The sequence below is a fragment of the uncultured Acetobacteroides sp. genome (genome assembly GCF_963667355.2).
Lineage (GTDB): Bacteria > Bacteroidota > Bacteroidia > Bacteroidales > ZOR0009 > Acetobacteroides.
The window spans coordinates 1,911,678-1,923,603 of the sequence record NZ_OY763328.2; the positions used below are offsets into that span (position 1 = coordinate 1,911,678).

Consider the following 11,926-nt stretch of genomic DNA (forward strand, 5'->3'; position numbering starts at 1 on the left):
TGATCGGTTTTCTGCTATTGGTAAACCTCTATTGTTTTGGATATGGACACATTGGTAGACTGTAGCGTAAGTGTTGCACGACGCTGCTGCGAGCTGTCGTAAGCCACCGTTGGAGACATGGTAATGGTGGCATTACCGCTTCCCGAAGTTTTGCTAACGCTCAACCATTCGGGAATACCTTGGATATTCCAGTCGGTATTCGAGGTGATTGTCAGCGTGCTGTTAAGTCCAGGATTAGGAGCAATGGCAACTGAGCTCGTATTTGTATTCAGGTAGTAGCATGTGCCATTATCGTTGGCATAGGCCTGCCCTTTATCTCTAGCCTCCGCTTGAGCCTTAGCATCGGCATCGGCCTGGCTGATGGTAGAGGTGTACTTACCCTCGGGTACCGTGTAAACAACCCCTCCGCCAACGTAACCAGTTGGGCAGGTATTTTTGCTACAAGCCCAGCTGTAGCTTCTACTACTAAAGCTGCCATTGCTTGCCGCTTGATTGTAGTACTTGTAGTCGTAGTTGGATACAAGCTTACCTAGCTCTGTCACATTCATCAGCCGACCAAACGAGTCGTAGGCATACCTCACCGTTTTACCGCGGCTATCGGTTTCGGAGGTTGTGCCGACTAAAGGCTGGTAGGTAAATGTTTTTACCTCCGCCTGGGGTAGCATTTCCCTCAGCTTCCTGTTAAAGTTATCCCACATGCTTGGATTGTTGAGGATGTTAACCACATAGGGAACGCTACCCGTAAGGGTGTCTAGGCTATTGCACCCTACATATTTTAAGGTTTGCTTAATGGCATCATCTAGCTTCCCGTTTGCCCCTTTGGCGATAGCAACAGGGTGCTGCTTCTTATACCCCCATACAATTTCAGCTGGGCTATCGCCCTCCATGTGGTAGGCGGTTAGGTTGGCATTGCTATCGTAGCTATCGTAGCTTACTTTTCTTACATAGCGGCTATCGGGGGCAAAAGCTGTACTACTTCCGGTAGGTGGCTGTACTCCCGATAGCCGGTTCGAAAACTTAAAGCGATCCAAAGCAATAGGATCGCTGGTAGTAAGCATCCATTGCGAATCGAGCAGGCCTTTTGCTCCGGCCTTATACTGGTTAACTATTCCAGAGGTAACATACTGGTTCCGCCCTTTTGATATGCAGCTAACGCTCTCAATGGGGTAGGTAACAAGCCCATTGTCCTGCATCTCTTTAACAAATAGGGGCGAGTCCGAACTGTAATCTAGAGGATAGGCGGTAAAGGTGGTAAGCTTATTGCCCCTACTAGTAGTTGTTTCGGTTCTTGTTGCCTGATCGTGCGCAGGATTGTCGTAGTAGTAGTTCTCTACGGTAACCAGAGAGTCGGTTACGCCCTGCCTATCAAAGTAGCTGACAGCCCGCTTTTGGTTAAGGTGCGTGCGGCCTGTTTCTATCGTGTAATCGTAATTGCCAAATATGGTATATTTACGGGGAGTGGGATTCCCTGTCTTTTCTAATTTTTCCTTACAAGTTCTAACTTTCCATAACCATTGCTTATATAAGTCGCTAGGAGTTGACTCTTCATATGGTTCCAATTCACTTTTTGTTGGAAATGTAGTGAGGTGATATACAACCAAATTATTATAGATATTACCATAAGTGTGATCGTAATAGTTTGTTTCACTACCTATCTTCACATAAGAACCATTTGTATTTTTTTTATATGTTTCTTTATTGTAGAGCATTCCATTATTCCAATCACGTTTAACAGATATATGTTTCCTTGCACATCCTACCCCAGATCCCACTCCGAGATTGTAAAGCCCATATTCATTGGAATTATCATACTCATAGTAATAGATTATTTTACCATCATTTTTACTGATATCTCCAAAGGTTTCGGTCACCTTCCCATACTTCACCATATTAGTTCCAAGATCTCCAAAAATATAACTGGAGTATGTAGTATTTTCAAAAACCAAAGAGTTCTCATATCGAATTCCTACTGATATTCCAGTTGAATAGTTATGCCCATAATCAAAAACCCTAAAAGTTACCGATTTATAGTTTGTTTCATCTGTAGGTGAATGCTGAATAGCTCCCTCTTCGTACTGATACGACTTTTTGAATACACTCCCTTGTGAGTCCCTACTTATTATCTCCTTAATTCTAAGCCCTCCTGCTGGATTCTCATATCCTGTAGAGCCAGTTTTAAACCCTTCGAGATGGTCATACTTATTACCTTCGTATATAAACTCGGTCTCACCATTCGTGGGATATACTATTTTATTTAGAATTTCAGCCTGACAGGCAATCTCATTTGGAGCTTTAGTGGCAGAACCCCGTACTACATTAACACCTTCTGTTCTAGGTCCAATACCATCAAAACTTGTGTAATTATACGTTCTTTCTGTAACTACTGAGCCCTCTCCATTATTATAGCCCCAGTAATCACGTCCAACCCCTTCAATCGCTGTTGTATTGTAAAATAGTTGGTAGAGTTGGTATTGCGTTTGATTTTTATCATATAACCGTACTGCATCAAGTCTAACATGGTTTCGTGCCCCCCCAAAATTGCTTTTTACAAATGCTATTTCTTTTACTATATTACCTTGATTATCGTACACAATGAACCCATCAGTTCCATCACCAGTATTGTTAATATTAAAAACTACCTTCCCTTCGTTAAATGATATTTCCTTAGGAATCAATTCCTCATAACGCTGTATATTGCCATAAAATGCCATTTCATACGATTCCTTAGTTTTGACATTCCCTAATCCATCTTGATATCCATCAACAACATAATAATCTTCAGGTGAATGCATTGCTACTGCATAGCTGTCTAAAATTTGATCGGATCCTATTGTAACAGTAGGTACTTTAATATAGCTGAATCTTATTTGATCAATCTTGTTCACACTCGTTATTTGCTTCAACATCCAACTAGTATAACCAGACATAGATGTTATACTACTAGCAGTTTCGACAGCTCCATTGCCAAAGACGTATTGGTCTCCATTCTCATCTTTCACTTTTATAGTCGCCAACCGTTGCTTTGTAGTGGTATATTGATCGGGTTCAGTTATGAATTCAAAGTCTATTGGTTTATATGGTGCAAGATCTGCTTTATAGTTACCACAACTATTCTTACTCATGATAAATGTTCCATACTTCGATAAAAAAGAGTAACTGAATACATCATATTCTGTATCATATGTGTTCTCAAAACATTTTTTAAGATATAAAAAATCATCTATCTTGTCCTCATCTAATTGCTCACTTGTCTTCTCAACATCAGGCCTTGGGCAAACATCATCAGGTTTTCCGTAAATAGTACGCGAAATTTGTCCACCCACATCCAGCACCCAGCCAAAGCCCACATCGCTAGGATCGTAGCCTGGCTTAACGTTACCTATATGATATCGAAGGGTAATGGGCACTTCCAATTTTCCGCTTTTCACGGTGTATAAGGGTATCGAAATGTCCGGGGCCCCTGTACTCGGATTTACCGGATAGCTCCCAAACCGAAGAATGTTCTCGCTCTTAGGCGATGGTGGAACTACATCTGGTGCCTTTATCGTGCTTTGGCCATAGGCCAGCTGGGTAAAAAGCGTTAGCAGTAGGATAGGAATAGATGCTCCTTTAATTCGCTTCTTCCATTTAAGGCAAGTAGAGAAACAAATTACACTACGGACACAGGCCGTCAGAAAGATCATCGATAGCGTACGTGTTCCTCCTGCAGGAGAAACGTACCCAAACGGTTGTCGTAACGTCATGGGATTACAAAATAGTTTAACTTAAAATTACGGCACGAACATAGGTATAATTGGTAAGTGTAGGCGTCGGGAAGTAGGTAAAACACGCCAACGATTAAGAGATTTTAAAAAAAGCACCTTCACCTAGTCCTCAGTAACGTGTTTTTGCTCCACATCTCGGCGCTTTAGGTAAAAGGCATGAAAGTATGCCATCCTGTCACCTCCACCTCCCCTCCTACACCGAACCTCGAGCGAAGAAGACCGAAGGAAGACCGAACCTACACCTGCTGACAAAATGGCAAAGTGAGGGGTAAAAAAAAAGCAACCCGCACTTGTGTGATGTATAAAATTAGCGCGATTTGTGGCGCGATTTCGAAAAAAAGGCTACAGGTAGCTCTACCGTACCCTGTTTTTGTCGCGGATAGTAAAATTATTTAACAACTTAATTAAAGAAAGGAGCCATACAATGGCAGAAGTAAAAAACAACATCGTAACCCAAGGGGTAAGCGGTAAGCTAGGCGATATGATCGTCTTTCGTCAGGTACATGGTCGCACCATCATTGCCGCTAAGCCTAAGCAATCCGAGAAAAAGTCCGAAAAGCAGGTTGAGCATCAGAAGAGGTTTCAGTCGGCAGTGATTTACGGCAAGGCGGCAACCGCCGATCCTGCAAAGAAGGCCGAGTACGAGGCCGGTAAGGGCGACAAGTACAACTCGGCCTATCAGGTGGCCGTGGCCGACTTCCTAAACGCTCCCGACATCCAGGAGGTAAACCTAAAGGGGTACAAGGGTAACGTAGGCGATGTCATCACCATCCGCGTAACCGACGACTTTAAGGTGGCCGAGGTAACGGTTGCCATCCGCAACCCCGATGGCACGCTGCTAGAGAAGGGTAATGCCGTTCAGCAACCAGGCGGTGCAGACTGGTGCTACAAGGCAACGGCGCTTTGCTGGCGACCGAATCACCATTACGGCCTACGACCTGCCCGGCAACGAAACCGTAGAGAATTCCCCCCTGTAGGCAGCAGCCTTGGGTAGCACATAGCAAGGCGTCCGCAAGGGCGCCTTTTCATTTACCTCCATACCCGCAGACATCTCCTTATGCAGCAGCCAACCCGCCCTTTACCCCTCCAACCCTGCAGTTGAAATAGCCGCAAGCCACCGCACCCGTTGCCCGCTACAGGAATAGCACAACAAGTGCTATCTTTAGCGCACCAGAGTACGACACAAAATGAGCATCTACAGCATCACCGGCAGCCAGCGCACCAACGCCCTCCTCAACATTCGGTGGGTACGCCACCTGCTGTACTGGTGCGTCACCATCGGCTTCTTTACGCTCTTCTGGGGGTCGGAGAAGAACAGCTACGGAGTGGTGTTTCTCAACGAGCTGCTGATGCTCCCCCCCAAGCTGCTGGCGGTGTACACCCTGCTGCTGGTGCTGGTGCCCCAGTTCCTATTCAAGAAAAAGCTGCTGCTGTTCACCCTCCTCACCCTAGCCGTGATGGTGGTGTGCGGCATCATCCTCCTTCTCGACCAGTACCTGGTTACGAAGTACGTGCTGAACCTGTACGTCGAGTCGCCGGTTTACCTCAACCGCTTCAAGGCGCTATCGGCGATGGTGGACATCAACACCGTGCTGATTATTCCGCTGGTGATAAAGATCGTGGAGCACGGGTACCGCAACCTGCAGCGCAGCGAGCGGCTCGAGAAGGAGAAGCTCGAAACCGAGCTCAAGTACCTGAAGACGCAGATACACCCCCACTTCTTCTTCAACACGCTCAACAACCTCTACGCGCTGGTGCTGCGCAAGTCCGACAAGGCGCCCGATGTGGTGCTCACGCTCTCCGAGCTCATGCGCTACGTGCTCTACGACTCCAACGCCCCCAAGGTATCGCTGGAGAAGGAGCTCAAGCACATCGGCAACTACATCAACCTCGAAAAGCTGCGGCTTCCGCTAAATGCCGAGATTAAGTTTGATGTTACAGGAAATACCGCAGCGATGGCCATCGAGCCCATGCTGCTTATCCCCATCATCGAGAACTGCTTTAAGCACGTCAGCACCACCTCCGACGGCAAGTGCTGGATCCACATCAGCATAAGCGTGGACGATAGCCAGCTGCTCCTGATCACCGAAAACAGCATGGACGAGCAACCCAACCGCGAGGACGACGACAGGCAAGGCGTAGGCCTGCAAAACGTCGAGCGCCGCCTAGAGCTGCTCTACCCCGAGAGGTACGAGCTCAAGTGCATTTCCGACGGATTTTCGTACCTATGCAAGCTGAAGATTCTACTTTGCTAGAGCTTGGCGAAGATAAGGAGCCCATAGCCGTCAAGTTAAGTGTGAATGCAAAAGTATAAACGCCTAATAGGGGCACGTAATCCCCTCCTCAGGAGGGGTAGGGGTGGGTTAAGAACGCTAAGCAGAATGAAAATATTGATTAAAAAAGAGCAAACCCACCATGCCCTCCCGCCTAAGCGGGAGGATAACCTGCCATAATTCTGCATTCAGACTTTAAACAATATGGAACCAAACATACCAGCAATAAGCTGAATAAACCGAGAATACCAATGAAGATCAGCTGCCTAATTGTCGACGACGAGCCGCTAGCCAGCGACATCATAGAGGAGTACCTATCGCGCATCGAGGGGTACGAGGTGGTGGCCAAGTGCAGCACCGCGCTCCAGGCCTTTAGCATCCTTTCGCAGAAGAAGGTCGATCTGATGTTTCTGGATATCCAAATGCCGAAGCTTACGGGCATCGACTTTCTTAGGTCGTTGCGCAACCCGCCAAAGGTTATCCTCACCACTGCCTACAGCGAGTACGCGCTAGAGGGGTACGAGCTCGACGTGGTAGACTACCTGCTTAAGCCCATCTCGTTCGAGCGCTTCCTGCACGCCATCGACAAGGCCTCCAAGCAGCTGCTTGTACAAGCCGCACCAGCCACACCAAGCCAGCAGGTATCGGCAAGCGAACCGTACATCTACGTACGCGAGGACAAGATCACCCAAAAGATATTCCTTTCGGAGATGCTCTACATCGAGAGCCAGGGCAACTACGTAAAGATTGTTTGCGCCGAGCGGGTGGTAACCTCGTACTCCTCCATCTCGCTCATCGAGGAAAAGCTCCCCGAGGCGAAGTTCCTACGGGTGCACCGCAGCTTTATTGTGGCCACCGATAAGATCACCGCATTCTCGGGCACAACCATAATGATTGGCAAGCACCAAATTCCCATCGGACGCAGCTACAAAACGCTGGTGGAGCAGAGGCTAAACGTGGAGTAGCACCTAGATGATGTTCTCATCGAAACCGCGGCGGTCCATCTTTCCCCACTCGCGCTTTCCCCGGATGAAGTAGTCGAAGTTACCCTTTATCGTCCAGTACAGGTTTAGCGGGTGGTAGAAGAAAGGCTCTATCATGGCAATAAGCATCAGCTTAACAAGGTCCATCTTCTTGTTATATCGATGGTAAACCAGCTCCTCGGCGAGAATTGCGAGTAGCGTTACCATCATAAAGTAGGAGTAAACCAAAATAAACAGAAGCAAGAAGAAGGGGAGGTTAAAGTTGCCACCGTAGATCGAATAGAGCAGGTATGCATAGCCAAACACCTCAATTGGAGCCACCAGCCACTCAAAGAACACCGCGTAAGGGAAGCTTATCAACCCTACAAACCCATACTTGGGGTTAAGAAATATGCGCTTATGCTTAAGTATCGACTCAATAAAGCCTCGGCTCCAACGGTTTCGCTGCCGGCTGAGCACCCTTGTCGTATTCGGTACTTCTGTCCAGCACAACGGATCGGGAATGAACCCAATGGTATACTTTTCCTTGGCCACCTCCCTCATGTACTGATGCAGCTTAAGCACCAGCTCCATATCCTCTCCAACAATGTTTGGGGTATAACCACCAGCCCTTACCACAATTTCCTTGTCGAACAACCCCAGAGCACCGGATATCAAAAGCATGCCACGCATATGAGCCCAGCCCATCCGGTTTAGGGTAAACACCCTAAAGTATTCGAGCACCTGAAAGCGCTCCAGCCAGCCGTTGGGCAAGTTTACCTGTGTTACCTTACCGCTTTTTACCTCGCACGAGTTAACCACCCGAATGACACCCCCAACGGCAACCACCTTCTTCTTGCTCTCCTCAAGAAATGGTCTCACCATTTTAAGGAGCCCATCAGGTTCAATAATACAGTCAACATCGATGCAGAGCACCAGCTTCTTTGTAGCCTGATTAATGCCAGCGTTTAGCGCATCAGCCTTACCCCCGTTCTCCTTATCGACAACTATTAGGTGGCTATATGCAAGGTTACGCGACTTATATACACCTCGAACGGTTTGTGTAGGAATATCGGCAATCGGCATCGAACGAACCTTCGCAAGGCTAAACGCCTCGATGAGCTTCTGCAACGAATCGTCCTTACTGCCATCATTCACAATAACTATCTCAAAATCGGAATAGTTCAGCGACAGTATAGATCGAACATTCTCTACTATAGTAAGCCCCTCGTTGTAGGCAGGCGCAATGATCGAAATGGAGGGAAGATACTTAGACGAAATCAAGTCCTCCACCGAGTGTGCTCGATCTTTACGATGATGCTTCCGCATAGCAGCTATCGAAACAATAGCCAGCACCGCATACGAAAATACAATAACAAACAGTATTACAAGAAATACTACCTCTATGATATGGTTGATCTCTACAAAAGTTACGCTCATTTTTTATCCGTTTTGGTGATGGAGTAGAACAACGCTTGCACTTCGTTTCTCTGTGCTTCGTCGTAAAGATCCAGAATGGTTTCTGGCTGAGAGAAAAGACCAGACATCATACGAAGTATAGCCATGCGAACCTCCCTGCTTGGTTCTGAAATAAGAAGATCTTTTGCCCAAGGAAGAGAATCTTCGGTAAAGTAAGGTCTAATGGCATTAACCATCTCCATCTTGTTTTTCTCTGGAGCAGTCTTTAATGATTCCACTATATGTTTCTCGAAGTTGATGCAATCCAATGTCATTACCGTACGAATTGCAGCATACGACACCTTAACATTAGGGTGGACCAGCAGCTGCTTTGCTCGATCGAAATGCTTTCCCTGAACGAATTCGTTTACAAGATTTAGCCCCATTATCAGCACACCATCATTCTTAGATTCGAGCAAGAAGCCATAATCTTTGGTTGCAGGATTCAGCAGCTTTATTGCCGATACAACCTTATTGGAAATGTACTCGTTGATTGGTTCCGACGAATGGTATAGGTAATCGAGTACAAAATCTATCTGATTCAGCTTTATCAATCCAATGATAACCTCATAGCGAATATCATCATTATGAACCTCAAGCATTCGCTTCAAAGCCGGAATAGAGCTGACATCATTAAACGACGACAGCATCTTTATCGCCCATATTATTCTGTTATTTCTCCTAGAGTCCAATGCAGCATGCAAGAATTCGTTCATCCTCAAATCCAGGTATAGGTCGTAGATTCTGTTCTTGAGTTCTCCCTTGAAGTTAACGTTGAACATATTCAACGTTCTAATAAATTCTTCCTTGGAGAAACGGCTATGAAACATCTTGCTAATAGCAGTTACTACGTTATATCTAGCCTGTTCATCTCCATAAATATAGTCGAGTATACTGCTGTAAAAGCTAACGTAGTAGTTCTTTTGAATAATGCTGAAGCCGATTCGGTGAGTTCGAGAAATGAGGCTTACCAAAAAGAACACCATAACCAGAAGCTGGCTAAAGTATATCATGGAAAGGAAGTACCTAGTGTAGGATGGAAATCTAAAATTCTCCTTTGCGTAGCTAACTATACCGTTTATGCTACTTTCGAAATGGAAGTATGTCACCACTATAAAGGCGAAAAAGAGAACTACCGCGAAAGAGTAAATAACGAGCAAGGAGTAGTTGTAGATAATAAGCTTCTTGCCATTTCGATTTGCTGCAACTATAACTATAGCGTATATGATGGCTAGAACACTAAAAAGCTTATAAAAAAAGGATAGCAGGGGGAACGCAAAAGTCAGATTCATCCCGAATATGCTGTAAAGCCCCGCTATTAGTGCAACAAACAGCATTGCAACTGCCAATGAGATAAAAATATCTCGATTCAGAACTAGCGCTCTGCCTACTTTACTTTGACCCATGGTAACCTATTTTATATTCAACGCCATTTTTCGTGCAGCTCTAGATTTAACCAGTAGAGAATCTGGAACAAGCTTATTCTTTGAGCATACAAATGCGCTTACATTCTTTACCGAATTCAGCTTCTTTGTCATCTCTCCCAGCAGCATTGGATTGTTAGCCTTAACTAATCCAAGTTGAGGAGTGATTGAATAAAGCTTGCCCATCGCAATGAAGTTAATACCGTCCAAGTAGCAGGTTTGCTCGTTCTTATTCTCCATAAATGCCACCGAATGAACGTTTCTGAAGCTACGCGACGTATCCAACCCCGTACCTACCCAGCATGCCAGCTTTGGAAATTGCAGATTAGCCCTATTACGGAGAAACGCGATAAGGCTCGGTGCTACATCAAATTGGGTAGAAACCGAGCGGAATCGGGCAGAACGGGTTAGCATTGGCGAGTATATCAGGAATGGAACCCTAAACCTATCGATTTGAGTGCCAATTGGGATTTCGGGCATTCTATGGTCGCCTGTAATAATAAAAATCGTATTCCTGTAGGATGGCTGCTTCTCGAACTTCTTAAAGAATAGCCTCAACGACTCATCGAAGTATAGTACGGTAGATAGCTCCTTTCCATACTTGGCTACAAGATCTTTTCTATCGCTTGAGATCGATGAGCGATTAAGAATCCCCTCAAATTGCTTGTAGTATGCGCGTTGATTCTTAACAACAAAAGGGCTATGCATGGAAAGAGTCATAGCAATGCTAACTGTAGGCGTAGTGGTGCTGCTTTGTTGTAGATCAACCAGCTTCGAGAGGATATCCATATCGCCATAGCCCCAGCTAAAGCCGCTCTTGCCTGGAGGCATCTTCTCGAAGGAAGAACCAAAATTCTTACCATCTACAATTCGACTAGTATTTTGCCTTTCGAAAAACTGCCTCATATTATCGAACTTCGAATCGCCACCATAAACAAAATCGGACCTGTAACCATTGGCATGAAGCATGGTTAAAAGCGTATTATGGTTAGGCATGTCATCCCCCAGCTCCATAAATCCCCTGTTAACAAGTGGCAAAGACCCTAGGATGGATGGGAACACTGCAAACGAACGACCACCGGTACTCAGGAAGTTTTCGAAGTAAAGCCCATTACGCGAAAGCGAGTCGAGGAATGGCGTGTAGCTCCCCAAATCGGCGCCTTCGCCGCTGTAGGCACGACCTAGACTTTCAACCAAGATGAATACGATGTTGGGCTTAACCTTTGTTGTATCGAAAAATGGGCTTAGCACATCGGGGGTATTGTCGTTGCGGAGCATGGGAAACTCCTTGCTAACGTAGTCTTTGCTGCTAACCAGTAGACCTCTACCAGTATCATTGACAAAAGTTCCCTTTTTTGCATTCTCTATTTGCTCCATCTCGGCAATATAGCTGGAGGCTTTAAGGGCAAAGTATCCAAACTTATTGGTTGCCAAAGATGCCCCAAAGCTATCCTTAAACGAGTTGGCGTTAGCAACAGAATAGCCTGAACTCAGAAGAACCACCGCAATTGCAGGATAAAATATGTAGTAAGCAGCATTCGGGATCTTTATCCGAACAATATAGTGGTGCAGCGCCAAGTAAAGAATGGGGAAAGCAACAAGTGGAATAATGTTTATAACCGAAAACGAGTTAGACGTCTGCAACGTTTCACGCATCTCTGCTATGGAATACCCAAAAATATCGGAGCCAAGCATGATTTTGGTTGAAGCAAAATAAACAACCAGTATAAGGTTTACCACCACCACCACTATTCCGGAAAATACGAACAGCCCCTGAGCAATCCTTATGCGCAGGAGCGTAAGCAAAAGATAGGGAAGCAAAAAGACACCTGCCACCTTAAAAACAAAGTAGGTATCGTATAGAATCCCTAGAAGATGGCTTCCCCTCATCCCCGCAGGAAAGGAGAATTCCTTTGCAATCACAAATACATCGAATAGCCGCATTAGCCAAAATATAACCAGCAAAGCCAGCACGTTATTCAGGTAGCGGTACGAGGCTATAATCAGCTTATCAAGATTCTCAACCCTTGTCTTTTCCATCTGCC

7 protein-coding genes are annotated in these 11,926 nt (G+C 45.7%); 3 read left to right on the top strand and 4 right to left on the bottom strand.

Annotated elements, in window-relative coordinates:
• Window positions 1-14: 14 nt before the first annotated feature.
• The gene (locus ACHZA1_RS07915; RefSeq protein ID WP_320054696.1) at window positions 15-3,428 is read right to left on the bottom strand and encodes a DUF5977 domain-containing protein; all 3,414 of its coding nucleotides are present in this window, start codon (window positions 3,426-3,428) and stop codon (window positions 15-17) included.
• Between the two features lie 760 nt (window positions 3,429-4,188).
• Between ACHZA1_RS07915 and ACHZA1_RS07920 the strand changes: the two genes are divergently transcribed.
• From ACHZA1_RS07920 to ACHZA1_RS07930, 3 genes are all read left to right on the top strand, one after another.
• Window positions 4,189-4,758 carry a hypothetical protein gene (locus ACHZA1_RS07920; RefSeq protein ID WP_320054697.1) on the top strand — a complete coding sequence of 190 codons (570 nt, stop codon included), beginning with the start codon at window positions 4,189-4,191 and terminating at the stop codon, window positions 4,756-4,758.
• A gap of 193 nt (window positions 4,759-4,951) precedes the next feature.
• Window positions 4,952-6,019 carry a histidine kinase gene (locus ACHZA1_RS07925; RefSeq protein WP_320054698.1) on the top strand — a complete coding sequence of 356 codons (1,068 nt, stop codon included), beginning with the start codon at window positions 4,952-4,954 and terminating at the stop codon, window positions 6,017-6,019.
• 269 nt (window positions 6,020-6,288) lie between these two features.
• Entirely contained in the window at window positions 6,289-7,002 is a 714-nt protein-coding gene (locus tag ACHZA1_RS07930) for a LytTR family DNA-binding domain-containing protein (protein ID WP_320054699.1), read from the top strand.
• 3 nt (window positions 7,003-7,005) lie between these two features.
• Here ACHZA1_RS07930 and ACHZA1_RS07935 read toward each other — a convergent pair whose 3' ends face one another.
• Genes ACHZA1_RS07935 through ACHZA1_RS07945 form a run of 3 tightly spaced genes read right to left on the bottom strand, consistent with a single transcriptional unit; the run spans window position 7,006 to window position 11,921 of the window.
• Window positions 7,006-8,439, bottom strand: a complete 1,434-nt coding sequence (locus ACHZA1_RS07935) for a glycosyltransferase (protein WP_320054700.1) — start codon at window positions 8,437-8,439, stop codon at window positions 7,006-7,008.
• Window positions 8,436-9,863, bottom strand: coding sequence for a HEAT repeat domain-containing protein (locus ACHZA1_RS07940; protein WP_320054701.1), 1,428 nt, complete (start codon window positions 9,861-9,863; stop codon window positions 8,436-8,438). The genes ACHZA1_RS07935 and ACHZA1_RS07940 overlap by 4 nt, the downstream gene beginning before the upstream one ends.
• 6 nt (window positions 9,864-9,869) lie before the next feature.
• Window positions 9,870-11,921 carry an LTA synthase family protein gene (locus ACHZA1_RS07945; protein WP_320054702.1) on the bottom strand — a complete coding sequence of 684 codons (2,052 nt, stop codon included), beginning with the start codon at window positions 11,919-11,921 and terminating at the stop codon, window positions 9,870-9,872.
• Between the last annotated feature and the right edge of the window lie 5 nt (window positions 11,922-11,926).

Excerpts from the sequence above, each read along its gene's own strand:
- ACHZA1_RS07935 (WP_320054700.1), bottom strand. The coding sequence starts at position 8,439 with ATGAGCGTAACTTTTGTAGAGATCAACCATATCATAGAGGTAGTATTT.
- ACHZA1_RS07925 (WP_320054698.1), top strand. The coding sequence starts at position 4,952 with ATGAGCATCTACAGCATCACCGGCAGCCAGCGCACCAACGCCCTCCTC.
- ACHZA1_RS07945 (WP_320054702.1), bottom strand. The coding sequence starts at position 11,921 with ATGGAAAAGACAAGGGTTGAGAATCTTGATAAGCTGATTATAGCCTCG.
- ACHZA1_RS07940 (WP_320054701.1), bottom strand. The coding sequence starts at position 9,863 with ATGGGTCAAAGTAAAGTAGGCAGAGCGCTAGTTCTGAATCGAGATATT.
- ACHZA1_RS07930 (WP_320054699.1), top strand. The coding sequence starts at position 6,289 with ATGAAGATCAGCTGCCTAATTGTCGACGACGAGCCGCTAGCCAGCGAC.
- ACHZA1_RS07920 (WP_320054697.1), top strand. The coding sequence starts at position 4,189 with ATGGCAGAAGTAAAAAACAACATCGTAACCCAAGGGGTAAGCGGTAAG.